This window comes from Mesorhizobium sp. W067, assembly GCF_054719525.1.
This window is the reverse complement of sequence record NZ_JBTTII010000001.1, coordinates 1,669,579-1,693,224: the sequence shown is the minus strand read 5'-3', so window position 1 is coordinate 1,693,224 and position 23,646 is coordinate 1,669,579. Positions and strand designations below refer to the sequence as shown.

Annotated in this window: 28 protein-coding genes; 8 read left to right on the top strand and 20 right to left on the bottom strand. The window is 62.7% G+C overall.

Features of this window, described 5'->3' with window-relative positions:
• The 5 genes from ACYG97_RS08335 to ACYG97_RS08315 form a co-directional block, all read right to left on the bottom strand.
• Nucleotides 1-723 (bottom strand): isoprenyl transferase, encoded by a 723-nt coding sequence (locus ACYG97_RS08335; RefSeq protein ID WP_023748403.1) that lies wholly within the window; start codon nucleotides 721-723, stop codon nucleotides 1-3.
• A gap of 31 nt (nucleotides 724-754) precedes the next feature.
• The gene (gene frr / locus ACYG97_RS08330) at nucleotides 755-1,309 is read right to left on the bottom strand and encodes a ribosome recycling factor (protein WP_023671027.1); all 555 of its coding nucleotides are present in this window, start codon (nucleotides 1,307-1,309) and stop codon (nucleotides 755-757) included.
• A 101-nt stretch (nucleotides 1,310-1,410) separates the two neighbouring features.
• Nucleotides 1,411-2,133 carry a UMP kinase gene (gene pyrH, locus ACYG97_RS08325; RefSeq protein ID WP_023671026.1) on the bottom strand — a complete coding sequence of 241 codons (723 nt, stop codon included), beginning with the start codon at nucleotides 2,131-2,133 and terminating at the stop codon, nucleotides 1,411-1,413.
• Nucleotides 2,134-2,283: 150 nt separating this feature from the next.
• A complete protein-coding gene (locus tag ACYG97_RS08320; protein WP_023730118.1) occupies nucleotides 2,284-3,393 on the bottom strand; it encodes an aldo/keto reductase in 1,110 nt (369 codons plus the stop codon).
• A gap of 34 nt (nucleotides 3,394-3,427) precedes the next feature.
• The gene (locus tag ACYG97_RS08315) at nucleotides 3,428-3,955 is read right to left on the bottom strand and encodes a nuclear transport factor 2 family protein (RefSeq protein WP_023734354.1); all 528 of its coding nucleotides are present in this window, start codon (nucleotides 3,953-3,955) and stop codon (nucleotides 3,428-3,430) included.
• Nucleotides 3,956-4,054: 99 nt separating this feature from the next.
• Between ACYG97_RS08315 and ACYG97_RS08310 the strand changes: the two genes are divergently transcribed.
• Entirely contained in the window at nucleotides 4,055-4,981 is a 927-nt protein-coding gene (locus tag ACYG97_RS08310) for a LysR family transcriptional regulator (protein ID WP_023684689.1), read from the top strand.
• Between the two features lie 33 nt (nucleotides 4,982-5,014).
• On the opposite strand, the gene tsf is transcribed toward ACYG97_RS08310, so the two are convergent.
• The 5 genes from tsf to ACYG97_RS08285 form a co-directional block, all read right to left on the bottom strand.
• On the bottom strand, nucleotides 5,015-5,935 hold the full coding sequence (gene tsf / locus ACYG97_RS08305) for a translation elongation factor Ts (RefSeq protein ID WP_023734353.1): 921 nt from the start codon (nucleotides 5,933-5,935) through the stop codon (nucleotides 5,015-5,017).
• A gap of 108 nt (nucleotides 5,936-6,043) precedes the next feature.
• Entirely contained in the window at nucleotides 6,044-6,832 is a 789-nt protein-coding gene (rpsB, locus tag ACYG97_RS08300; protein ID WP_023671022.1) for a 30S ribosomal protein S2, read from the bottom strand.
• 177 nt (nucleotides 6,833-7,009) lie between these two features.
• Entirely contained in the window at nucleotides 7,010-7,621 is a 612-nt protein-coding gene (locus ACYG97_RS08295) for a LysE family translocator (RefSeq protein WP_023730120.1), read from the bottom strand.
• Nucleotides 7,618-7,896, bottom strand: coding sequence for a DUF4031 domain-containing protein (locus ACYG97_RS08290; RefSeq protein ID WP_023671020.1), 279 nt, complete (start codon nucleotides 7,894-7,896; stop codon nucleotides 7,618-7,620). Before ACYG97_RS08290 ends, ACYG97_RS08295 begins: the two co-directional genes overlap by 4 nt.
• 44 nt (nucleotides 7,897-7,940) lie before the next feature.
• Entirely contained in the window at nucleotides 7,941-8,771 is an 831-nt protein-coding gene (locus ACYG97_RS08285; protein ID WP_023730122.1) for a cell envelope integrity EipB family protein, read from the bottom strand.
• A 138-nt stretch (nucleotides 8,772-8,909) separates the two neighbouring features.
• Here ACYG97_RS08285 and ACYG97_RS08280 point away from each other — a divergent pair, with 138 nt between their 5' ends.
• From ACYG97_RS08280 to ACYG97_RS08260, 5 genes are all read left to right on the top strand, one after another.
• Nucleotides 8,910-9,374 (top strand): RidA family protein, encoded by a 465-nt coding sequence (locus ACYG97_RS08280; RefSeq protein ID WP_023693441.1) that lies wholly within the window; start codon nucleotides 8,910-8,912, stop codon nucleotides 9,372-9,374.
• Nucleotides 9,375-9,388: 14 nt separating this feature from the next.
• On the top strand, nucleotides 9,389-10,117 hold the full coding sequence (locus ACYG97_RS08275) for a glycerophosphodiester phosphodiesterase (protein WP_023734352.1): 729 nt from the start codon (nucleotides 9,389-9,391) through the stop codon (nucleotides 10,115-10,117).
• Nucleotides 10,118-10,172: 55 nt separating this feature from the next.
• On the top strand, nucleotides 10,173-11,387 hold the full coding sequence (locus ACYG97_RS08270; RefSeq protein ID WP_023734351.1) for a GNAT family N-acetyltransferase: 1,215 nt from the start codon (nucleotides 10,173-10,175) through the stop codon (nucleotides 11,385-11,387).
• A gap of 96 nt (nucleotides 11,388-11,483) precedes the next feature.
• Nucleotides 11,484-11,912: an HIT family protein gene (locus ACYG97_RS08265; RefSeq protein WP_023734350.1), complete on the top strand. Its 429-nt coding sequence runs from the start codon at nucleotides 11,484-11,486 to the stop codon at nucleotides 11,910-11,912.
• Between the two features lie 341 nt (nucleotides 11,913-12,253).
• Nucleotides 12,254-12,580, top strand: coding sequence for a phosphatase PAP2 family protein (locus tag ACYG97_RS08260; protein ID WP_023734348.1), 327 nt, complete (start codon nucleotides 12,254-12,256; stop codon nucleotides 12,578-12,580).
• 103 nt (nucleotides 12,581-12,683) lie between these two features.
• Here the strand turns inward: ACYG97_RS08260 and clpA are convergent, their stop codons facing one another.
• The 4 genes from clpA to ACYG97_RS08240 all read right to left on the bottom strand — a co-directional run bounded on the left by clpA (nucleotide 12,684) and on the right by ACYG97_RS08240 (nucleotide 16,385).
• Nucleotides 12,684-15,173 (bottom strand): ATP-dependent Clp protease ATP-binding subunit ClpA, encoded by a 2,490-nt coding sequence (gene clpA, locus ACYG97_RS08255; protein ID WP_023684681.1) that lies wholly within the window; start codon nucleotides 15,171-15,173, stop codon nucleotides 12,684-12,686.
• A gap of 6 nt (nucleotides 15,174-15,179) precedes the next feature.
• The gene (clpS, locus tag ACYG97_RS08250) at nucleotides 15,180-15,506 is read right to left on the bottom strand and encodes an ATP-dependent Clp protease adapter ClpS (protein WP_023671012.1); all 327 of its coding nucleotides are present in this window, start codon (nucleotides 15,504-15,506) and stop codon (nucleotides 15,180-15,182) included.
• 277 nt (nucleotides 15,507-15,783) lie between these two features.
• Complete coding sequence (locus tag ACYG97_RS08245; protein WP_023671011.1) at nucleotides 15,784-16,113, bottom strand: phasin family protein; 330 nt, start codon at nucleotides 16,111-16,113, stop codon at nucleotides 15,784-15,786.
• Nucleotides 16,110-16,385, bottom strand: a complete 276-nt coding sequence (locus ACYG97_RS08240; RefSeq protein WP_023726657.1) for a hypothetical protein — start codon at nucleotides 16,383-16,385, stop codon at nucleotides 16,110-16,112. Before ACYG97_RS08240 ends, ACYG97_RS08245 begins: the two co-directional genes overlap by 4 nt.
• Nucleotides 16,386-16,453: 68 nt before the next feature.
• On the opposite strand from ACYG97_RS08240, the gene ACYG97_RS08235 reads away from it, so the two are divergent.
• Nucleotides 16,454-17,848: an SPOR domain-containing protein gene (locus ACYG97_RS08235; protein WP_373432842.1), complete on the top strand. Its 1,395-nt coding sequence runs from the start codon at nucleotides 16,454-16,456 to the stop codon at nucleotides 17,846-17,848.
• A gap of 46 nt (nucleotides 17,849-17,894) precedes the next feature.
• Here the strand turns inward: ACYG97_RS08235 and ACYG97_RS08230 are convergent, their stop codons facing one another.
• From ACYG97_RS08230 to ACYG97_RS08215, 4 genes are all read right to left on the bottom strand, one after another.
• Entirely contained in the window at nucleotides 17,895-18,593 is a 699-nt protein-coding gene (locus tag ACYG97_RS08230) for a DnaJ domain-containing protein (RefSeq protein WP_023671008.1), read from the bottom strand.
• Complete coding sequence (locus ACYG97_RS08225) at nucleotides 18,593-19,324, bottom strand: hypothetical protein (RefSeq protein WP_023671007.1); 732 nt, start codon at nucleotides 19,322-19,324, stop codon at nucleotides 18,593-18,595. Before ACYG97_RS08225 ends, ACYG97_RS08230 begins: the two co-directional genes overlap by 1 nt.
• A gap of 103 nt (nucleotides 19,325-19,427) precedes the next feature.
• On the bottom strand, nucleotides 19,428-19,865 hold the full coding sequence (locus ACYG97_RS08220) for a DUF1489 family protein (protein ID WP_023671006.1): 438 nt from the start codon (nucleotides 19,863-19,865) through the stop codon (nucleotides 19,428-19,430).
• Nucleotides 19,866-19,943: 78 nt separating this feature from the next.
• Entirely contained in the window at nucleotides 19,944-21,347 is a 1,404-nt protein-coding gene (locus tag ACYG97_RS08215) for an L-serine ammonia-lyase (protein ID WP_023730130.1), read from the bottom strand.
• Between the two features lie 271 nt (nucleotides 21,348-21,618).
• On the opposite strand from ACYG97_RS08215, the gene ACYG97_RS08210 reads away from it, so the two are divergent.
• Complete coding sequence (locus ACYG97_RS08210) at nucleotides 21,619-22,362, top strand: DUF599 domain-containing protein (protein WP_023671004.1); 744 nt, start codon at nucleotides 21,619-21,621, stop codon at nucleotides 22,360-22,362.
• Here ACYG97_RS08210 and ACYG97_RS08205 read toward each other — a convergent pair.
• On the bottom strand, nucleotides 22,311-23,108 hold the full coding sequence (locus ACYG97_RS08205) for a YdcF family protein (protein ID WP_023734347.1): 798 nt from the start codon (nucleotides 23,106-23,108) through the stop codon (nucleotides 22,311-22,313). The genes ACYG97_RS08210 and ACYG97_RS08205 overlap by 52 nt on opposite strands.
• Nucleotides 23,109-23,115: 7 nt before the next feature.
• On the bottom strand, nucleotides 23,116-23,646 hold the full coding sequence (locus tag ACYG97_RS08200) for a hypothetical protein (RefSeq protein ID WP_023734346.1): 531 nt from the start codon (nucleotides 23,644-23,646) through the stop codon (nucleotides 23,116-23,118).

Genomic DNA, 23,646 nt, shown 5'->3' with positions numbered 1-23,646 from the left:
TCACGAGGCAGCGACATCTTGAGCGGCAAGCCCGCCAAAACGGCGCTCGCGGCCAGCAAAATCGCGCAATGCGTCGGCCAGGTGTTCGCGGCTGAAGTCAGGCCAGTAGCAAGGCAGAAAAACCAGTTCGCTGTAGGCTGCCTGCCACAGAAGGAAGTTCGACAGCCGAAGCTCGCCACTGGTGCGGATGACCAGCTCCGGATCGGGAATGCCTGCGGTGTCGAGGGCGCCGGCAAAAGTGTCTGCCGTGATCGCCTCTGCGTCGATCTCGCCGCGCGCCACTGCGGCTGCGAGCTTGCGTGCCGTGCGCACGATCTCGTCGCGCCCGCCATAGTTGAAGGCGATGACCAAGGTCAGCGATTCATTGCGCGCAGTCAGCGATTCGGCCTCTTCGAGCAGGCCCCTGATGTCCGGCTGCAGCCCCGCCCTGTCACCGATGATCCTGACGCGCACGCCGTTCTGGTGCAGTTCGGCCAGATCGCGGCGGATGAACAGCTTCAAAAGCCCCATCAGGTCGCTCACTTCGGCCTTGGGCCGCGACCAGTTTTCCGACGAAAAGGCGTAGACGGTCAGGAAGGAAATGCCGAGACCGGGCGCGGCGCGCACCGTCTTGCGCAGCGCTTCGACGCCGGCGCGATGGCCGGCAAGCCGCGGCATGCCGCGCGCTTTGGCCCAGCGTCCGTTTCCATCCATGATGATCGCGACATGCGCGGGCGTTGCCATTGTCTCGCTTTCGGGCCGGTGTGGGCCGACCCTAGACCTGCATGATTTCAGCTTCCTTATCGGAAAGCAGGTGATCGATGGTGCTGATCGTTTCGTCGGTCAGCTTCTGGACCTGATCGGAGCGCTTGCGCTGATCGTCCTCGCTGATGTCGCCGTCCTTTTCCGCCTTCTTCAAGAAGTCCATGCCGTCGCGACGGACATGGCGCACCGCAACGCGGGCGTTCTCGGCGTAGCCATGCGAAATCTTGACCAGTTCCTTGCGGCGCTGCTCGTTGAGCTCGGGCAGCGGAATTCTGAGATTGGTGCCGTCGACGATCGGATTGAAGCCGAGATTGGATTCTCTGATGGCACGGTCGACCGCGCCGACCATCGACTTGTCCCATACCGAAACCGAGATCATGCGCGGCTCCGGCACCGACACGTTCGCCACCTGGTTGATGGGCATGGTGGTGCCGTAGGCCTGGACCTGGATGGCGTCGAGCAGATTGCTGGAGGCACGGCCGGTGCGCAGCGAAGCCAGATCGTGCTTGAAGGCGGCGATCGCGCCATCCATGCGCCGCTTGAGGTCGTCGAACTCACCACTCATCTTAGTCTCCTCGACCCGTTTGATCCGGGTTCAGTGCTTAGGGCCTATATTCGGACCCGCTTTCGAAAACTGATCCCCTTTTTAGGAGAGTATACTCCGGGTCACTCGTCGGCGACGATCGTGCAACGGCCGCCGCCCCGCAGAATATCGCCGAAACCACCTTTTTCGTGGATCGAATAGACGATTATCGGGATGTTGTTTTCGCGCGCAAGTGCAATTGCGGCGGTATCCATGATCGAAAGGCCCTTGTTGATGACTTCGGCATGGCTGATGCGCTCGAAGCGGGTCGCATTCGGATCCTTCTTGGGATCGGCCGAATAGACGCCGTCGACCTGGGTGCCCTTGAACAGCGCGTCGGCGCCGATCTCGGCGGCGCGCAAGGCCGCGGCCGAATCGGTGGTGAAGAACGGATTGCCGGTGCCGCCGGCGAAAATGACGACCTTGCCCTGGTTCATATAGGCGGTGGCCTGGCGCTGGGAAAAACTCTCGCAAAGTTCGGGCATGGCTATGGCCGACAGCACGACGGCGTCGACGCCGATCTTGTTCAGCGAGGTGCGCAGCGCCAGCGAGTTGATGACGGTAGCCAGCATGCCCATGTGGTCGCCGGTGACACGGTCGCCGCCCTTGGATGCCACCGCCACGCCGCGAAAGATATTGCCGCCGCCAATGACGACGCCGACCTCGATACCAAGTGCGCGGGCTTCGGCGATGTCGGCGGCGATTCGGTCGACCACCGAGACATCGATGCCGAAATGCTGCTCGCCCATCAACGCTTCGCCCGACGCTTTCAGCAGGACACGTCGATAGAGGGGCTTTGCCGTCATCTGGACCTCGTCATTGTTGCGTATGGCAGCCTGGGCAGGCCGCCCTCGCGCGGGCGCCGCCGCTGGCGCGATGCCGAGTTCCGATACACGAAGGGCGCCGCGATGTCACGCGGCGCCCCTCGCCCAATTCCGCCTTCCCGTCGCGGCCCGTCAGTTGCTGGTGATGCTGACGGCGTCGCCGTCGACCAGCAGCGGCGGCGCATAACCCAACGGCTTGTCGCCGGTCACGGCGCCGCCGGTAACCCGGGCTTGTATGTCGGAACCGAAATAGGCGTACGGGAATGGCGGCGGTGTCTTGCTGACCGTATCCAGCCGCGCGCGAAGCTCGGCGGGTAAAGTGAAATCCAACGCCGCCAGATTGTCCTGCAACTGCGCCAGCTTGGTGGCGCCAAGAATCACGGTGGCGATGCCCGGTTGCGTTGCCACCCAGTTGAGCGCGACCTGCGCCATGCTGCGTCCGAGTTCGGCGGCAACTTTTTCGAGCTCCGCCACGATCGCCCAGTTGCGCTCGGTGAACTTCTGGAACCCCGGATGAGTGGTGTTGCGAAAGCCGTCGAGCCGGCCGGCATGGCCTTCCTGCGTCGGCCGGTACTTGCCGCTGAGCAGCCCGCTGGCCAGCGGGCTCCACACCATGATTCCTGCGCCATGGCGGGTGCCGAAGGGCACGAACTCATTTTCGATCGAACGCTCCGCCAGCGAATATTCAAGCTGCAGGGCCGACACCGGCTCGTAGCCGCGCCACTCGGCGATCGTCTGCGCGCGGGCAGCATACCAGGCCGGCACATCGGACAGGCCGACATGGCGAATTTTGCCCGCACGCACGAGATCATCCATCGTGCGCATGACCTCCTCGGCCGGCGTCAGCCCGTCCCAGACATGGAGGAGGTAGAGGTCGATATAATCAGTGCCCAACCGCTTCAGGGAAGCGTCCACGGCGCGCAAGATGTTCTTGCGGCCATTGCCGCCGGCGTTCGGATTGCCGGGCTCCGCGTTGAAGGTGAATTTCGTGGCGATCACCGCTCTGTCGCGCAAGCCTCGCTCGGCGATGAATTCGCCGAGCCAGGTTTCGGCTGTGCCGCCGGTGTAGAGGTCGGCGGTGTCGAAGAAATTGCCGCCGGCCTCGACATAGGCGTCGGCCATGGCGCGCGCGGTTTCCCTGTCCGCGCCCCAGCCCCATTCGGTGCCAAAGGTCATGGTGCCCAGTGCCAGCCGGCTGACGCGCAGGCCGCTGTTGCCCAGTGTGTAATAGCTCATGGTCATGGTGTTTTTCCTATCCTGATTTCTTGACGCCGGCTCACTGGCCAGGCGTCATCTTGACCCAGGGATTGCCGCGCTCATGCGTGGCGCGGAAAACGAAGCCGTCGACTTTCCAGCCGGTCCCGGAGCGAACCAGATGGTGCTCGTAGGTGCCCCAGACTTCCCACAGCGGGTCGCCATTGCCTTCCATCCGGTTCCAGGCATAGCCGTTCGAAGAGACGGTCGCCGCGTCCGCCTCAAAGATCACCTGGTGATTGGTGCGCAGATGCAGGCTGGTCTTGCTGCCCCTGAGGTTGCCGGCCCAGGTACCGATCAGATTGTCGGAGGGGATGGTGGCGGCAGGCTGTCCTGACAGGCTGCTGAAGTCGACGGTGACACGCTCGGCGAAATAGGAGCGGGCAAGCTTCCAGTCCTGCGCATCGACGGCACGGTCGATGGCGTCGGCGATGCGGATGACGGCGCGTTCGTCGGCGAGCGCGCGCCAACCGGACGGCTCGGCGCCGCCGGCATCGACCGGCGCTAGGGCAAGGCCTGCGGCGAAGGTAGCGTGTTTCAAGGCATCCATCTCTCTTCTCCTTTGTGCTTCTGTGATGGCAATATGGGTCAGCCTGTCGGCATCGAGAAGATTGAAGTGTTCGCAAGGACTATGCGATATCATGCATGAATGGACCGGGATCTGCTCAGTCATTTGCCTGTCATCGTCGCCGTTGCCCGACGCGGCGGCTTTGCGCTTGCCGCGGCCGAACTGGGCATGTCCCCATCTGCCGTCAGCCATGCGGTGCGCCTCGTGGAGGAGCGGATCGGCCAGCCGCTGTTTGCGCGCACCACGCGCAGCGTCTCGCTGACGGAAGCCGGCAAGGCGCTGGTGGACACGGCAGCCCCTGCCCTCCAGGATATCGCCGACCGGATGGACCGCATCCGAGCCATCAAGGGCCGGCCCTCCGGCTTGCTCAGGTTGAACGTTCCCAACATCGCCGTTCCACTTGCCGTCACTCCCGTGGCCGCCGCGATGGCTGAACGCTATCCTGATGTGACCATCGAATTGCTCACCGACCAGGGGCTGGTGGACATTGTCGGCGAGGGTTTTGATGCCGGCATCCGGCTGGGCGAGATGATCGCACAGGACATGGTCACGGTCCGGCTGACGCCGCCATTCAACGCCGTGATCGTCGCCTCCCCCGCCTATGTCGGCCGGCATGGCCGTCCGCGCGGTGTGGCGGATCTTTCGGACCACAATTGCATCGGCTACCGGCTTGTGCGCTCCGGCGCACTCTATCGCTGGGACCTGACCGAGGACGGCAAGGATGTGGTGGCCGAGACGAAGGGTACGGTCATCGTCACCGATTCGCTGGCCGCGATCGACCTTGCGCTTGCCGGCGTCGGGCTGACCTATGTGTTCGAGCCGCTGGTGCGCGCGGAATTGGCCGCCGGCCGCCTCGTTCAGATCCTGCCGCAAACGGCGATCGAGGAGCCCGGCCTCTTCCTTTACTTCCCGCGCAGGGCGTCAACGGCGCCAAAGCTCAGGGCCTTCATCGACACCGCACAAGAAATCGGCCGAGCATCCTTGCGGACACCCGGCCGAGTTGCCTGAGCTGAGAAGCCCTTTTAGGGGCTATTTTTAAAACTACTTCTTCACCGCCGCCGCGACTTCCGCCGCGAAATCGGTCTCTTCCTTTTTGATGCCTTCGCCCAGCGCAAAGCGCAGATAGGCGGAGATCTTGGCCGGAGCGCCGATGTCCTTCTCGGCATCCTTCAGCGCCTGCTCGACAGTGATGTCGGGATTGAGCACGAAGGCCTGCTTGAGGAGCACGACTTCCTCGTAGAACTTGCGCAGGCGGCCTTCGACCATCTTTTCGATGATCGCTTCCGGCTTGCCGGACTGGCGCGCCTGGTCGGCGAAGATCGCCTTCTCGCGCTCGACCGCTGCCGGATCGATCTGCTCGGCGGTCAACGCCAGCGGGTTGGTGGCAGCGACATGCATGGCGACCTGGCGGCCAAAGGCGTTGGCGGCATGCTCATTGCCCGTCGTCTCGATCGCGACCAGAACGCCGAGCTTGCCAAGACCATCGGCAACCGCATTGTGGACGTAGGTTGCGACAGCACCGTGCGGGACGGTGAGCTTGGCCGAACGGCGGAAGCTCATGTTCTCGCCAATGGTGCCAACGGCGTCCTTGATGGTGTCGGTGACCGACTTGTCCGAACCCGGATACTTTGCGGCAGAGACAGCCTCCGTCGTGCCATAAGCAAGCGCGACCTTGGCGACATTGCGAACGATCTCCTGGAACTGCTCGTTGCGGGCCACGAAATCGGTCTCGGAGTTAACCTCGACGATGGCGGCCTCGCGGACGCCGGAGTCGACGCCGATCAGGCCTTCGGCGGCAGTACGGCCAGCCTTCTTGTCGGCCTTGGAAATGCCCTTCTTGCGCAGCCAGTCGACGGCCTCTTCGATGTTGCCGTTGGTCTCGGTCAACGCCGCCTTGCAGTCCATCATGCCCGCGCCGGTCAAGTCGCGGAGTTCTTTGACCTGTGCAGCCGAAATGCTCATTGTCGCCTCTTTGTTTTAAATGCACCGACGCACCACCGGTACTCGGTGATGCGTCCGTCTAGCGTGCCAAATATGAGAATGATGAAGGCCGCAACCGGCCTTCGACTGTCAAGCTTCCGGAGCGTCCGCAGCCGGGGCCGGAGCCGGATCAAGCGCCGGTTCGACCGGAGCTTCGACCGAGGCGCCGATGTCGACGCCGAGCGCGCCCTGCTGGCGGGCGATGCCGTCGATGGCAGCCTTGGCGATCAGGTCGCAATAGAGCTGGATGGCGCGCGCCGCGTCGTCATTACCGGGGATCGGGAAGTCGATCTTGTCCGGATCGCAGTTCGAATCGATGATGGCGACGACCGGAATGCCGAGGCGCTTGGCCTCGAGAATGGCGATCGCTTCCTTGTTGGTGTCGATGACGAACATCAGGTCGGGGGTCGAGCCCATGTCCTTGATACCGCCGAGCGCCTTGTCGAGCTTCTCGCGCTCGCGGTCGAGGTTCAGGCGTTCCTTCTTGGTCAGGCCCTGGGCCTCACCGGCCAGCATCTCGTCGAGCTTGCGCAGGCGCTGGATCGAATTCGAGATCGTCTTCCAGTTGGTCAGCATGCCGCCGAGCCAACGCGAGTTGACATAGTATTGGGCCGAACGCTGTGCGGCGTCGGCGACGATGTCGGACGCCTGGCGCTTGGTGCCGACGAACAGCACGCGGCCGCCCTTGGCAACGGTGTCGGAAACCTGCTTCAGAGCCTGGTGCAGCAAAGGCACCGTCTGCGACAGGTCGATGATGTGGATGTTGTTGCGGGCGCCGTAGATGTAAGGCGCCATCTTCGGGTTCCAGCGGTGGGTCTGGTGGCCGAAGTGAATGCCAGCTTCCAAAAGCTGGCGCATGCTGAAATCAGGCAGTGCCATTCTTAGTTCCTTTTCCGGTTAGCCTCCACGGACACAGGCATTTTTGGACTTTGTCCTCGAACGCCACCGGAGGTTTCAGCCGGATTTCTCCCGGGCAGACACCAAAGTCCGTGTGTGGAATGAGCGCGCATATAGAGGGGAAGCGCTGCAAACGCAAGCGGTGAGGTGCTTCATCGCTCAGCGTGCGGCAATCAGCGCTCCGGTGCCGATCATGGCGCTGCCGGCGAACCGGTTAATCAGCCGCATGCGTTCGGGCGTCCTGAGCCAGCCGGATGCCCTGCCCGCCAGCGCGGCGTAGATGCCCATGGTGAGAATATTGGCGCCGACGACGACTGCCACCACCAGCAGGCCGTCGGCAAACGTCATGGTGTCGAGGTTGAGGATCAGCGGCATGATCGAGGCGTGGAACAGGATCGCCTTCGGGTTGCCGAGCGCCACGGAGGCGCCAAGCAGGAACGACCGCGACAATCCGGTTTGGGGGATTCCTTGCGCGGCCGATTGCGCGGCCGCGGCCCGCCACATCTTGATGCCGAGGAAAATCAGGTAGGCCGCACCGGCGTATTTCAACAGGAGAAACACCCATTCGAAGGTCTGGGCCAGCGCCACCAGCCCGAGCAGTGCCAGGGTGACCAGCACGGCATCACCGGCGGCAATGCCCATTCCGGCGACGAACGCACGCAGGAAGCCGCGTGCCACGCCGTTGGTGATCACCGTGAACATCGCCGGTCCCGGCGTGGCGGCGGCAAGTGTGATGGCAAGGCAATAAGCCAGGAATGCCGTTAGCGTCACGATCGGCCCTTTCCGTTGGGTACCCGTACGCGCCTGAAGATCGCAACGATCTCCTCGCGGCTGCATTCGATGGCGCCGAGCCGCACCGCCCGGTCGCGCTCGAAGCCGGTTATGTCATAGTGCGGCGCCGATGTCCTGGGCGGCCCCTGGTAGGACGAACGCTTGACGCCAAGCTCGGCGGCGAAACGATGCAGTTCGTCCGTATCGTCGGCCATCAGGTGGCACCAGCGATGGCCTGCCCATTTCCAGATCGCCGCATCGACATAGACCGCCATCGGGAACTGCCATCAAGCCTGCCGTGGCCAGCGCCGCATTGTTGCTATTTCGAGACCGGGCAAGGCTTGGTCTGATCGAACAGCGACAGGTTGACCAGCTTTCCGGTCATCGAGAACTCGCCATAGTCCATTGTGAGGTCGCGGGTGATGCCGTTCTCGTGCAGCTTGAAGCTGATGCGGTATTCCGGCACCTCTTCGCCCGATTTGTCGGTCTCGTCGAAATAGGCGATGTCGACCGGCCAGTATTTGTCGCCGGCAAGCCTGGCCAGCGCCGGCGCTTCGGGGTCGGCCTTGTCGCCCTCGGCCTTCTTGCCGACGATGACGGTGGTGGTCATCACCTTGTTGGCATCCTCCGAACCGTCGAACAGGCTGGTTTCGTAGAAATTCTCGCCCTTCTCGGCCTTGCCGATCAGTTCGACCAGATGCTGGGTCGGGAACTGAGTGGCGGCGAGTTCCAGGCTGTTCTTCTCGGGCTTGTCGATGTCGACCTTGAGGCCCTTGGTCTCTTTCGTGGCGGTGCCCTTGACCTCCTTGTCGAGGTTCTGGTCGACGAAGGATTTGGTCACGAACGAGAAGGTCTTGCCTTCGGCGTCCTCGAACGTGGTCGTCTGCTGGTCGGTCAGCCTGGTGTTGTCGCCGGTGGCGATCTGGGTGACGAAACGGAATTTTACCGTATAGCCCTCGCAGGGCGAGCCGTTGAACTCATAGACCATGCGGCCGGAAATGCCGGTGATGCCCGAGCGGTCCGACGCCTTGTCGAGGGTAAGATCGTAGACGGCGCGATGCGCCTGCAGCGCCGGCACGGCAAAGGCCGGAGCCATCGAGAACAGCACCGGAACGAGAACGGCGTGGAAGGCAAGGCGCGTTGCGCGCATAAGGGGCTCCGATCGTCGCAGCCGATGGCAGGCCGCAGGTAAAGATGGTCCAGCTTAAAAAAAGTCGTGGCGGAAGCGAGGCAAAAATAGCAATTTCGGCCCGGCCAGCGCGGCGTCTCCAAGCAATAGGGAAATACCATGAGTGAAACAATCGAAAAGCGGCTAAGCGATCTCGGCGTGACGATACCTGCCGCCGCAGCGCCCGCCGCGAACTATGTGCCCTATTGCAGGTCCGGCAATCTTTTGTTCACCGCCGGGCAGTTGCCGCTCAAGGACGGCAAGCTGCAGGCAAGCGGCCTCCTCGGCCGCGACGTCGACACGGCAACCGGCAAGGAAGGCGCAAAGTACTGTGCAATCAACATCTTGGCGCAGGCAAAAGCAGCACTTGGCGATCTCGAAAAAATCCAGCGGCTGGTCAAGATCACCGTCTTTGTTGCATCAGTGCCGGATTTCGTCGAGCAGCATCTGGTCGCCAATGGCGCCTCCGATTTCCTGGTCGCGGCCCTTGGCGAGCGCGGCAAGCATGCCCGCTCCGCCGTCGGCACCGCCTGTCTGCCGCTTAATGCCGCAGTGGAAATCGAAGCCGTCTTCGAGGTCGCATGAGCAGGACCAAGACAATGACCGACCTTTCCTGGCTGACCGCCCGCCCGGTGGCGCATCGCGGCTTTCACGACATGAACAAGACGCGCTGGGAAAACACGCTGTCGGCCTTCGCTGCTGCCGCCGAGCGCGGCTATGCGATCGAATGCGACGTGCATTTGTCGTCCGACCGCGTCCCCGTCATCATTCATGACGGCGATCTCAGGCGGTTGACCGGCCAGGACGGCTTCGTCTGGCAGCGCACGGCAGCGGAACTGGCGGCGCTCAGGATCGGCGGCACCAAGGACCATGTGCCGACACTGCAAGAAGCGCTCGACCTGGTCGACGGCCGTGTGCCGATGGTTGTCGAACTGAAGGGTGTGCCCGGTTACGACGAGGGCTTGGTGGCAAGCGTCGGCAAGATGCTGGAGCGCTACAAGGGCAAGGCGGCGATCATGTCGTTCGACCACTGGCTGGTCCGCGACTTCCCCAAGGATGCGCCTGGCATTCCGGGTGGGCTGACCGCCTACGGCAGGGACAATCAGTTGATCGAGGCGCATTTTGCCATGCTGGCACATGACCTCGCCTTCACCTCCTATGCCGCGGGCGATCTGCCGAACCCGTTCGTCAGCTTCGTGCGCGAAAGGCTTAAAATGCCTGTCATCACCTGGACGGTGCATGACCAGCCGGCGGTGGATCTCACCTTCAAATACGCCGACCAGATGACGTTCGAAGGGTTCGAACCCGATCTGGTCAATGTCGCCTGATGGAAGTGCCTGAAACGTGACTTGTAGCGGCCCCGACAGAGCTTAAATAAGCCCCATGGATCAGGGTGATGAAGGTGACGGGCAAACGGCGAATGCGGAGTTTTCCATCCGCGTTGCCGCCGGCATCAATGCCTTCACCTGCGATGAGTGGAACGGCTTTACCGGCACAACCCGCAGCGACACAGAAAATGGCTATAACCCTCTCGTTTCATATGCTTTTCTGAGCGCGCTTGAAGATTCCGGCTGCGCCGTGCGGCGTACCGGCTGGCAAGGTCATCATCTCAGACTGGAAAATGCCCAAGGCAGATTGCTGGGCGCCGTGCCCTGCTATCTCAAATCGCACAGCCAGGGCGAATATGTCTTCGACCACGGCTGGTCCGATGCGTTCGAACGCGCCGGCGGCAACTACTATCCGAAACTGCAATGCGCCGTGCCGTTCTCTCCGGTCACCGGCCCTCGCCTGCTGGTCAGCAAAGGCGAGGACAGCGCCATTGTGAAGGCCGGTCTCGCAGCGGGCCTGAAGGCGGTGACGGAAAAGCTCGGCGTGTCGTCCGCGCATGTCACCTTCGCCAGTGAAAGCGACGTTGCAACGCTGGAAGCAGCCGGCTTCCTGCACCGCACTGACCAGCAGTTCCACTTCTTCAACGAAGGCTTTTCGACCTATGACGATTTCCTCGCTACGCTGGCATCGCGCAAGCGCAAGGCGATGAAGAAGGAGCGGCGCGAGGCGCTCGCCAACGATATCTCGATCGACCGGCTGACCGGCAAGGACCTGACCGAAAGGGCCTGGGACGATTTCTTCGCCTTCTATATGGACACCGGCAGCCGCAAATGGGGCCGGCCCTATCTCAACCGCAAGTTCTTCTCGCTGATCGGCGAGCGCATGTCCCAGGACATCCTGTTGATCATGGCCAAGCGCAATGGCCGCTATGTCGCCGGCGCCATCAACTTCATCGGCTCCGATGCGCTCTACGGCCGCAATTGGGGCTGCATCGAGGACCACCCGTTCCTGCATTTCGAAGTTTGCTACCATCAGGCCATCGACTTCGCCATCGAGCGTAAGCTGAAGGTGGTCGAGGCCGGCGCGCAGGGTGAGCACAAGCTGGCGCGCGGCTATCGTCCCGTGACTATGCATTCGGCGCACTACATCGCACATCCCGGCCTGCGCAATGCTGTGGCCGACTATCTCCGGCGGGAACGCCGCGAGGTCGAGCGGATGGGCGAAATCCTGGAAGAGCATACGCCGTTCCGCAAGGATCTTGAGGAATAGCGATCCGCCCCTGCCCTCGCCTGTCGATATCGCCGGACCATCTTGCCGGTCCGGGACAGCTTCGCTACACCGGGAGCATACTCCCGGAGCGCCGCCATGACCGAGGCCTACGACCCCAGCAATATCTTCGCGAAGATCCTGCGCGGCGAAATCTCGTCGCACCGCGTCTACGAGGATGATGCCGTGGTCGCCTTCATGGATGTGATGCCGCAAGGCCCCGGTCACACGCTGGTGGTCCCCAAAGCACCGTCGCGCAATCTGCTCGATGCCGATCCGGCGACGCTCGGCCGGCTGTTCACCACGGTCCAAAAGGTGGCGCTGGCGGTCAAAAAGGCTTTCGGCGCTGACGGGGTCACCATCCTGCAGTTCAACGAACCGGCGTCTGGCCAGACCGTCTACCACCTGCATGTCCATGTCATCCCGCGGTTCGAAGGCATCGCGCTCAAGCCGCATACGGGACAGATGGAGAAGCCCGAACTGCTGACTGAGAACGCGGCCAGGATCCGGGCAGCGCTGAACGGTTGAGGTGGCGTGCGCCTCAAGCCGATGAGCTCAGCCACAATCCATTACGTCGGTTAGGGAAATATCAAACCACCCGTGATAACGCGCGCCGTACCGGGATGCGTTTGGGTTTTCAAAATCGTGGAAACATTCGGTTGCGACATCAGAGCCGTTGGTAGAAGCAGCTGCCGGGCGGGCCTTTCTGCGCACCTTGGCCGACGCGTACCGGCGACACCGCCTGCTGCAAGCGATGGCCATCGCTGCCCTGCTTTTGGCAGCCGCGGTCGGCCTGCGCACCGGAAACATGCCGGATTTCGGCGTGCTGGAAGACTATGCCCAATACCTTCTTTTCGCTTTCTGGATCGATGGCTGCACTCGGCAGCTTTTTTCACCTTGCGCAGGACATTGTGTGGAGCGGCTATATCGGGGCGACGCCAGGCAGTCTCGGCATATCCGCCTTCCCGTCCATGCATGTGGCGATGGCGGTGCTTTTCGCACTTTATGCAACACGCCGCTCACGGTTGGCCGGCCTTTTGATGTGGGCGTTCGCCGCAATCATCATGGTCGGCTCGGTCGTCCTTGGCTGGCATTATGCCGTGGATGGCTATGCGAGCGTTCTGATTTCGATCGCCATCTGGAAGGCGTGCGGGTACTTCCTGGGCAAGTTTGCACCCGAGGGCGGCGCCGCCTGACCTAACAGCATCTGACCTGAAAAGCAGGGGCGCTGTGTCGGCAAACCGGCCAGCCAATGAAAAAAGGGCCCGTCACCGGGCCCTTTTTTCATAGGCGAACCTTTCAGCTCTTGCGCGGCAGTTGCGGCACCAGGCTGCGCTTGCCGCCATCCTTGCCCTTCGGCTCAGGCTCGTCCTTGCCCTTGGGCTGAGGCTTCTGCGCCACGGCCTTCTTGGCGACGGGCTTCTTGGCCACCGCCTTGCGGGCTTTCGGCGTCTCTTCCGGCTCCTGCTTCGGCTGCACCGGGGCTTCGTCGGCCAGTGATTCGAGTTTCAGGCCGGTTTCGCCGGTTTCCTTCTTCTCGACAGTGACGCGCACCGTGCCGCCCTTCTTGAGCTTGCCGAACAGCACCTCGTCGGCCAACGGCTTCTTGATGTGCTCCTGGATGACCCGGCCGAGCGGCCGCGCACCCATGCGCTCATCATAGCCCTTGTCGGCCAGCCAGGCGATCGCGTCGGACGACAGGTCGAAGGTGACGCCCCGCTCGGAGAGCTGGGCCTCGAGCTGCATGACGAACTTCTGCACCACCTGATGGATGACCGGCACCGGCAGCGAGCCGAACGGGATGATCGCATCGAGACGGTTGCGGAACTCCGGCGTGAACAACCGGTTGATGGCCTCGACATCGTCGCCTTCGCGCTTGGTCGATCCGAAACCGATCGCCGCGCGCTGCGCATCGGATGCGCCCGCATTGGTGGTCATGATAAGGATGACATTGCGGAAGTCGATCTGCTTGCCGTTGTGGTCGGTCAGCTTGCCGTGGTCCATGACCTGCAACAGGATGTTGAACAGGTCCGGATGCGCCTTCTCGACTTCATCCAGCAAGAGCACGCAGTGCGGATGCTGGTCGACCCCGTCGGTCAACAAGCCGCCCTGGTCGAAGCCGACATAGCCGGGAGGCGCGCCGATCAACCGCGAGACGGTGTGGCGTTCCATATATTCCGACATGTCGAAGCGGATCAGCTCGACGCCGAGCGAGGCAGCCAACTGCTTGGCGACTTCGGTCTTGCCGACGCCGGTCGGGCCTGAGAACAGGTAGGAGCCGATCGGCTTTTCCGGTTCGCGCAGGCCGGCACGCGCCAGCTTGATCGCCGAGGTCAGCGCGGTGATGGCGGTGTCCTGGCCATAGACGACGCGCTTCAGCTCGATGTCGAGGCCTTGCAGCACCTTCTCGTCGTCTGCCGAAACCGTCTTCGGCGGGATGCGGGCCATCGTGGCGATCGTGGCTTCGATCTCCTTGATGCCGATCGTCTTCTTGCGCTTGGCTTCCGGCACCAGCATCTGCGAGGCGCCGGTCTCGTCGATCACGTCGATCGCCTTGTCCGGCAGCTTGCGGTCGTTGATGTAGCGGGCCGACAGTTCCACCGAAGCCTTGATCGCCTCGTTGGTGAACTTCACCTTGTGGAATTCCTCATAATAGGGCTTGAGGCCCTTCATGATCTCGATGGCGTCCTCGATGGTCGGCTCGTTGACGTCGATCTTCTGGAAGCGCCGCACCAGAGCGCGGTCCTTCTCGAAGAACTGGCGGAACTCCTTGTAAGTGGTCGAGCCGATGCAGCGGATGGCACCCGAAGACAGCGCCGGCTTCAACAGGTTCGACGCATCCATCGCGCCGCCGGACGTCGCACCGGCGCCGATGACGGTGTGGATCTCGTCGATGAACAGCACGGCGCCCGGATAATCCTCGAGCTCCTTGACGACCTGCTTCAGCCGCTCTTCGAAATCGCCACGGTAGCGCGTGCCGGCCAACAGCGTGCCCATGTCGAGCGCGAAAATGGTGGCGTCCTGCAGCACTTCGGGCACATCGCCTTCGACGATGCGCTTGGCCAGGCCTTCGGCAATCGCCGTCTTGCCGACGCCGGGATCGCCGACATAGAGCGGGTTGTTCTTGGAGCGGCGGCACAGCACCTGGATGGTGCGGTTGATTTCGCTCTCCCGGCCGATCAGCGGATCGATCTTGCCGGCCTTGGCCTTATTGTTGAGGTTGACGCAATAAGCCGTCAGCGCATCCTGCTGCTGCTTCTTCTTGCCGCCTTCCTCCTGCGGCTCGGCGCCGTTCTGGCCGCCCTGCTCGTCATCGGCGCCGCGCGGCGAGCGCGTCTCCGATGCGCCGGGGCGCTTGGCGATGCCGTGCGAGATGTAGTTGACCGCGTCGTAGCGGGTCATCTGCTGTTCCTGCAGGAAATAAGCGGCATGGCTCTCGCGCTCGGCAAAGATGGCGACGAGCACGTTGGCGCCGGACACTTCCTCGCGGCCGGATGACTGCACATGGATCACGGCGCGCTGGATGACGCGCTGGAAGCCGGCGGTCGGCTTGGAATCCTCATCGTAACCGGTGACCAGATTGTCGAGTTCGGTGTCGATATAGGTCAGAACGGTGTGCTTCAGCTCGTCGAGATCGACGTTGCAGGCGCGCATAACGGCGGCCGCCTCGGTGTCGTCGATGAGGGCGAGCAGCAGATGTTCTAGGGTTGCATATTCATGGTGCCGCTCATTGGCGAGCGTCAGCGCCTGGTGAAGCGCCTTTTCCAGGCCTTGGGAGAAAGCCGGCATGTTACCTCACTTCTTCTCCATCACGCATTGCAGCGGATGCTGATTCTGTCGGGCGAAATCCATGACCTGAGACACTTTGGTCTCGGCCACCTCGAATGTATAGACCCCGCACTCGCCCACCCCATGATTGTGAACATGAAGCATGATGCGTGTGGCGGCTTCGCGGTCCTTTTGAAAAAAACGCTCCAGGACGTGAACCACGAACTCCATGGGCGTATAGTCGTCGTTGAGGATGAGGACCCTGTAAAGGCTGGGCTTCTTGGTCTTGGTCTTGGTGCGCGTAATGACGGCTGTGCCGCGACCGGCCTCATTGCCGTCGCCGTCACTTTGCATCCGCACCACACTTGTTGTGGCAGTCAAACCTGAAGTCACGTAATCCTGCCTCTTTCGAATCCCCATGGCGAGTTCGATATGTAGGTGTTCGATGGACGATTTTAAGCCCTTCTTGTTAGCTGACAATATGGCTAGGTGGGCAAACCGAGGCGATTTTCAAAATCGTGAACCGCCAAAGCCCCGGAATTGAAACCGGCATGAAAAAACCCGGCCGCGCATCCGCGACCGGGTCTGTTTTGCAAGCCCGAAAGGCCGTGCCTGGTATTCTCGAGCGAAATTATTTCGCCTTGGCGACAATCGATTCGAAGGGCTTGTAAGCCTCCTTGGCGAGATCGGCATAGAGATCGCCGAACTTGGTCGCCTCGGCAACGAAGCTCTCATAGCTCTGCTTGGCGAAGTCGGACTGGATCTCGACCGCCTTTTCCAGCGACTTGGCGGAGAACAGCTTTTCGACCGCGGCGCTGCCGGCTTCGAAGCTCTTCTTGGTGTATTCGCCAGCTTCAGTGGCGATCGCCTGCGCGCCCTTGGAGAGCGAGGTGAAGCTCTTCAATCCGGTATCGGCAAACTCCTTGCCGTATTTCGAGAAGTCCTCGTAGGTCTGGGTCATTTGACGTTTCCCTTGGCGTTTTGAAGCGCCCTTGCCTGAGCGCGGTTGTGCAATGCACGAGAATATATTGTGCGCTGCACAAAAGTCAAGATTTCAGCGGCATCAGGCCGCGCTGCGCCGGCAACAGCTAAAATTCGAATAAAGAAAGGCTCAAGCCCGAGGAAAATGGTGAACGCGCCGGTTACCATAAACGGATTGGTAACGCTGGCCGCGATAGTTTGACGACAAGTGAGGTCGGATCCCTTTGCCGCCTCCAGGGCAATGAGTTTCAAAGGAACTATCAGTGCGTCAGGCGTTGTCGGTCTTCGGTTCAAAATCCGCATCTTCCCTCAAAACGATCATGATCCTCGCATTGGCGATGTCATTTGTCGTTGCGGATGCCGCGTCCTCGATGGCCGCCAGGTCTTCGGCGATCGTCGTCGACGCCAAGACCGGCAAGGTGCTTTATTCGTCCGATGCCAACGGCCGGCGCTACCCGGCGTCGCTGACCAAGATGATGACGCTCTATCTGACCTTCGAGGCCATGGCGAAGGGCCGGATCAGCAGGAACACGCCCGTGCCGTTCTCGGCCAAAGCGGCGGCCGAACCGCCGACCAAGCTCGGCGTCAAGGCGGGCGGAGCGGTTTCGGTCGAGACCGCCATCCTGTCGATGGTGACCAAGTCGGCCAATGATTCGGCGACCGCGCTCGGCGAACTGCTCGGCGGCAGCGAAAGCAATTTCGCCCGCATGATGACCGCTAAGGCGCGCGCGCTCGGCATGGACGGCACCGTGTTTCGCAATGCCAACGGCCTGCCCGATCCCGGCCAGTTCACAACCGCCCACGACATGGCGATGCTTGGCATAGCGCTCAGGGAACATTATCCGCAGTATTACGGCTATTTCTCGCAGCGCTCCTTCCTTTACGGCCGCCAGCGCATCAATGGCCACAACCGCCTGCTCGGCCGCATCAAGGGCGTCGACGGCATCAAGACCGGCTATACCCGCGCCTCCGGCTTCAACCTGGTCTCGTCGGTTTCGGATGGCAACCGCCGCCTCGTAGCCGTCGTCATGGGCGGCACTTCGGGGCGCAGCCGCGACAACCAGATGGCCGGCCTGATCAACGCCTACATGCCGCGCGCATCGACCCGCGGCGGCGGCGCACTGGTCGCCAAGGCCGGCGGCGACAATCCGGTCAAGGCGCTGGCCAAGGTCTTCCTGCCCAAGCATGACGCGCCGACGCCGGATGACAAGCCGATGGTTGAAGACGATGCCGTAGCGTCCAATGACGATCCGACATCCGCTGACGAGCAGTCTGCTGAAGGGCAGTCTGCCGACGAACAGACGGTGGCCGCGGTCGAAGAGCCCGCCCCCGCCGTCAAGACCAGGAAGGTCAAGACCGTCATCGTGACGGCGCCGAAGGTCGAAACTGCGCAGATTGTGGCTGCCTACGCCGAACCCACGCCTGCATCCCCACAGGCGGTCGACCCGGTCAACACGGCCTCGGTGCCGGCTGGTTGGGCGGTGCAGGTGGCGTCGTCGCCCAAGCAGTCCGAAGCCCAGGCTTTCCTCGACAAGACCGCCAAGCAGGCGCCCAAGGTTCTTGCGGCTGCTTCCGGTTTCACCGTCGCCTTCGAGAAGGATGGCGAGACCTATTACCGCGCCCGGTTCGGCGGCTTCGGCTCGAAGGACGCGGCCTGGAACGCCTGCAATGCCCTGAAGAAAAAGAAAATCGCCTGCTACGCAGTCCAACAGTAGGGCGGCGTCGGAACCATCTCCCGGAAATTTACTGCGTCGAAGGAGACTAGTTGTGATTGGAGAGCAAGACGTCCTTGGCTTCGTTGATCCGCGCCGCCAGGAAAGACGTGCCGCCGATGTCGGGGTGCAGGCGCTGCATCAGGCGGCGGTGCGCCTTGCGGACATCCGCCGCGGCGGCCCCCGCTTCAAGACCAAGGATCTTGTAGGCCTCCTCCTTAGTCATGGCGCCCGCACCTGGCGCAACACCCAACCCTTCGCCACCGTTCGCCTCAGCGTCTTTGCGCCAGACGGGAAAACGGCCGTCAAGATACGTCTCTAGGAGCTGGCGGCTCTCCGGGTCGCCGGGGAGTTCGCGGTAAAGCTGCTGCAGCTCGGCCAGGCCCATCGCGCCCAGCATCTTGCCTTCATGGCGGCCGGCCAGAACCAGGCCTTCAAGCCCGCCCGTATCGTGATCAAGCTCCATTTCCAGTGCGGCGGTCCGCACCGTCGAGCGCTTGCCGGGCGCCGGCCCGACCGACGGCTGCTTCATTCGCACCGAACCGTACCAGGCAAGGGCCGCGGCCAGAATGAGGCCGGCAATGCCTTCGCGCCCGACCACCAGCACGGCGAGCCCGACCAGCGCCAGAAGCACCGGCCCGAGCGTGCGCATGCCGCTTGCCAGTTTTTGCGCATCGGCGCGGACAAAGATCGTCGCCGCGCCGAGCAGCACCAGAAACAGTGCAACAAGTGCAATGATAGCGCCCATCAATTCCCGCCGCCCCTGAGATGCTCGATCAGCAGCCGGTCTCCCGGCCTGTCCCTTGCCTCGAGCGCCTTCAATCCACCCGTCGCATAGACGGCGACCGCTGAAAGCAGCCCGGCCAAGGTCGCGGCAGCCCGCCGATCAAATCGGAACCAAGCCCCTTTGGACAGCCGCGCAATCTCCTTGAACGCCTTTTCTGCGCCGGGATCATGGCCCTCCTGGAAGACGAAGACGGGAACGCCGTGCAGACCGAGGCTGCCGGCCCTCTGCGCCAGGTCGTCGATATCCTCTTCCATGGCGTCGCCGATATAGACCAGAGCGTTGACCTTGGCCGCCGCCGTTTCCTTCAGCGCATGCGCCAGCACCTTGCCGATCTGGGTGTGGCCGGCACGGCAGTCGATCCGCGTCATCAGCTGCTTCAGGGCATTGGTGTCGGCGACAAAAGCCGACGAGCGGCACTCGCCCAACCCGCGAAAATAGGCCAGTTGGACGCTGAGAGTTCCGGCCTTGCCGACGGCGTCGAACATTTCGCCCTGCAGCTTGGTGGCGAGATCCCAGGTCGGCTGGCGGCTCATCGTGGCGTCGAGCGCAAGGATCAGCCGCCCGGAGCCGGTCGCGGACGCGGCAAGCGTCCGGGCCTGACGGATAAAGGCGTCGATCTCGCCGGCATTGGATTGAGGCTTGACCGGCGCAGGATCGGCCCTGGCGGGCACGCGCTGCTTCTTGTCGCTCATAGGAAGCAAGATGTGGCGTTGTCGGCCCCCTTGCAAGTCCAGCCTTGGACAAGATGAAGGGCCAGCGCTCGACGCTCTGGGAGAAGCGGCCGCGCCCTTGGCTCTACAGCAAGCCCAGATCGGCGAGCTCGCGCTTCAGTTTTGGCGGCATCTCGACCATTCCGGCCTTGCCCTTGCCGATATCTGCGGGCGCATCCGACGGTTTGAGATAACGCCAGCCCTGGAAGGCGCGGCGCGGCTGCCAGTCGGTGCGCACCACGTCGAGGTCGAGCATCAGGCGGCAACGGCCGATGCCTTCGTCGTCGGTGAAGGGCCTGATATCAGTGATCAGCTGGCGGCATTGCACGCTGCCCTTGATCACCCAATAAAGCGAACCGCCATCGGTGACCTCGGCGCCGCGCGTCGGCACCATGCGGGTTGTGTGCCAGTGCTCGGCGGGTTCGCCGGCGCGGCGGCGCTCATCGAGGCGGAAGGCGATCCATTCTTCGAGGTCCTCGACGCTGTCGCAACCGACGCACAGTTTTAGGAGATTGAGTGCCATCGCTTAAGGTTTAGTCCGGCGCGCGATTGCGTCAACGGCCCTGCCCGACTTCTCCACAGTGCCAGTGGCGTTGCGCGGTCAGCATTCCACGACATTGACGGCGAGCCCACCAAGGCTGGTTTCCTTGTACTTCTCGTTCATGTCGAGGCCCGTCTGGCGCATTGTTTCGATCGCGGCGTCGAGCGGCACGAAATGGACGCCGTCGCCTTTGATCGCCAGAGAGGCGGCGGTGACCGCCTTGACGGCGCCGAGCGCATTGCGCTCGATGCAAGGCACCTGGACCAGACCGCCGACCGGATCGCAAGTCATGCCGAGATGATGTTCGAGCGCGATTTCGGCGGCGTTCTCGACCTGCTCGGGCGTGCCGCCCATGACGGCGCAGAGACCCGCGGCAGCCATCGCCGAGGCCGAGCCGACCTCGCCCTGGCAGCCGACTTCGGCGCCGGAGATCGAGGCATTGGTCTTGATGATGCCGCCGACGGCGGCCGCCGTGAGCAGGAAGTCGCGGATGCTCGGCTGGTCGGCCTCGGGGTGGAAATGCAGCCAGTAACGCAGCACCGCCGGCAATGTGCCGGCCGCGCCATTGGTCGGCGCGGTGACGACGCGTCCACCGGCGGCGTTCTCTTCGTTCACCGCCATGGCGTAGATCGACAGCCAGTCATTGGCCAGCAAAGGGTTGGGCTTGTTCTGCTGCCATTGCTCCTGCAGCTTGTCGTGCAGCATGCGGGCACGACGGCGCACTTTCAGCCCGCCCGGCATGATGCCGTCCTGCGACAGGCCGCGGTCGATGCAGCCCTTCATGGCGCCCCAGATCGCATCAAGGCCGCTGTCGAGCTCCTCGCGCGACATATGCGTCTCTTCATTGATGCGCTTCATGTCGGCGATAGACAGGCCGCTTTTGCCTGCCATCTTCAGCATCTCGACGGCATTCTTGAAGGGATAGGGCACCTTCTTGCCTTCTGTGGTCACCGAGCCCTTCACCTTCATCCGCTGCAGCTCTTCCTCGGACACCACGAAGCCGCCGCCGATGGAATAGTAGATGCGCTTGAGCAGCAGCCGGTCGCCGGCATCGTAAGCGTAGAAGGCCATGCCGTTGGCGTGGCCGGTGAGCGGCGTCTTGCGGTCGAGCACCAGATCCGTCGCCGGGTCGAAGCGATAGGAGGGATGGCCGCGTGGCGATATCCGCTTCTCGGCGGCGATGCGCGTGGCGATTCCCTCGGCCTGATCGGGATCGACCGTCTGCGGTGTCAGGCCAGCAAGTCCGAGGACAACGGCGCGATCCGAGCCATGGCCGATACCGGTATAGGCGAGCGAGCCGTGCAGGCTGGCGCCAATGCGATCGACCTTGACGCCGGCCGGGCGCGGCCAGTCATCGCCGGCGATCTCGTCGAGAAACCGCCGCGCCGCCGTCATCGGTCCCATCGTGTGCGAACTCGACGGTCCGATGCCGATCTTGAACAAGTCGAAAACCGAAAGAAACACGCTGCGCCGTCTCCGGGAATGGGATCAAGACCTACATATAGGACTTTCCATGATGTTTGTGCTGTTTTGCGGATTGCGGCGCTGCACCTGCCGACCTTGTTTGCTCCGGCAGCGACATCACCGGCTGAAAGCGCGTCGCGCTGAAACGGATTCATGCGACGCGCTTTAAGTTCTTGTTTCAATGCATGTCGTTGTCCCAGAACCGCAGCTCACTTCTGGGCGGCATGCATGGAGCATCGAACTGACCGCTTTGCCTGTGGTAAAAGGGGGCATGGGCGATTCCTTCCATCTGTCGACGGCTGATCTGGCGGCGCTGGCTTTCTTCCTGCTCGCATGGTTGCTGCATACGCTGGCGTCCGACGGCAGACTGGTCAGCCGGGTGTCGTTGACGATGGCCATGAACGTGCAGCGCGAGGCCTGGATGCGCACCATGGCCGAGCGCGAAATCCGCATCGTCGACACCGCCATCATGAGCGGCCTGCAGCAAGGCACCGCCTTTTTCGCCTCCAGTTCGCTGATTGCGCTCGGTGGCTGTTTCGCGCTGCTTGGCGCCTCGGATCAGGTCCTTGCCGTGCTGAACGATCTGCCGTTGAACGCGACCTCATCGCGCTCCGCCTTTCAGATCAAGGTCTTTGGCCTGGTGCTGATCCTGGCCTTCGCCTTCTTCAAGTTCGGCTGGGCCTACCGTCTGTTCAACTACTGCACGATCCTGATCGGCGCGGTGCCGATCCCCTATGGCGAGGCGTCACGCAACCCGGTCAGCGAAACGGCGGTGTGGCGCGCGGCGCGCATGAACATGCTGGCCGGCAAGCATTTCAATTCAGGCCTGCGCGCGGTGTTCTTCTCGATCGGCTATCTCGGCTGGTTCGTCGACCCGATCGTGTTCGTGCTGTCGACGCTGCTGCTTCTGGCGGTGCTGGTGCGGCGCCAGTTCTTTTCAGCGGCGCGACAAGCGGTGATCGGTCAGCCGCCCGGGCCGGGGAAAAGCTGGTCGATCCGGCCCGATAGCCAATAGGCGGCGAGCCCGATCCATTCGCGGATCGCCATGGTCGTGGTCTGCAGCGAATCGGGTGCGTTGTCGCGAAACAGGCCAAAGCCTTCCTTGCCCGAGGTGCGATAGTCGACCGGCCACGGGACCGTGTGAAAGCCGGCCTTGTCGAACAGCGCCTTGGCGCGCGGCATGTGGAAGGCGGAGGTCACCAGCAGCCAGGTTTCGCCCGATTTCGGCGTTACCAGTTCCTTGGTTAAGACGGCATTCTCATAGGTGTTGCGGGATTTGCTCTCGAGCATCAGGCGATCGGCGTCGACGCCAAGCGCACCGAGCAGCCGCGGCGCGGTGGCCGCATCCCCCTCGCCATCGATGAACAGTTCACCGGTGCCGCCCGAGATAACCACTTTCGCCTCGGGAAAGCGCCGGGCAAGGATCGCCGCCTCGACCATGCGGTCGCCGCCGGAATTCAGCTCATAGCCGCCGCGCGCCAAGTTGATGGCGCCCTCGAAGCCGCCGCCGAGCACGACAATGCCGTCGACCTTCCGCGGCAGCGGCGGCTTTGGGAAGCGCTCTTCGAGCGGATTGAGCATCATGGCGCCAAGCGACGTCCAGGCCGACAGCGCCAGAATCAGGAAGGCGAACACACTGCCCGTCGCCGCCAATCGCCGGCGGCCGATCAGCGCCGCGAGCAAGCCGGCAAGCAGCAGGAAGATCGCCAGGTTGAGTGGTTGGACGAAGAACCAGAATACCTTGGAGAGATAGAAGAACATTGCCTGCCTATCTCCAGCTCAAATTGTGACGGCCGGTGAAGTGCTCGACCGCACTCGCTACCGCTTCCGCTTCGAGGCGGCTTAACTCCCTGCCGAAAACAAGGACGCCGTTCGCGTTGGTCAAGCTGATGACTTCCGACAGTCCCACTTGGTCCGTGGGATAGGTATGGTCGAGGATTTCGACCCTAAGATGCCCTTTCAAAGGCAGTGACCACCGATTTCGCAAGGAACCCCTCACCGAGCGCACGGCTGCAGTGTCGGTCAGCCGCAGGGTTTCCCTGCCGAACACCCGCCAGATGAAATCCTTGCCCAGGAAATAGGTGAAGAGGGCAATGACCGCCACGAAGGACAGCAGGCCGAGCGTGCCGCTGGTGAGCGTTGCGGACGACATATCCGTCAATCCCATGTAGCCGGTGTAGGCGACGATCGCGGCCCCGATCAGGACAAAGACTGTCCTGAAATCCGAGGTGCGTGGCGGGTTCGTGATCAGCAGTTCGTTTCCCGTCTCGACGATGGAAATGCGAGACGGAGGCGGCAT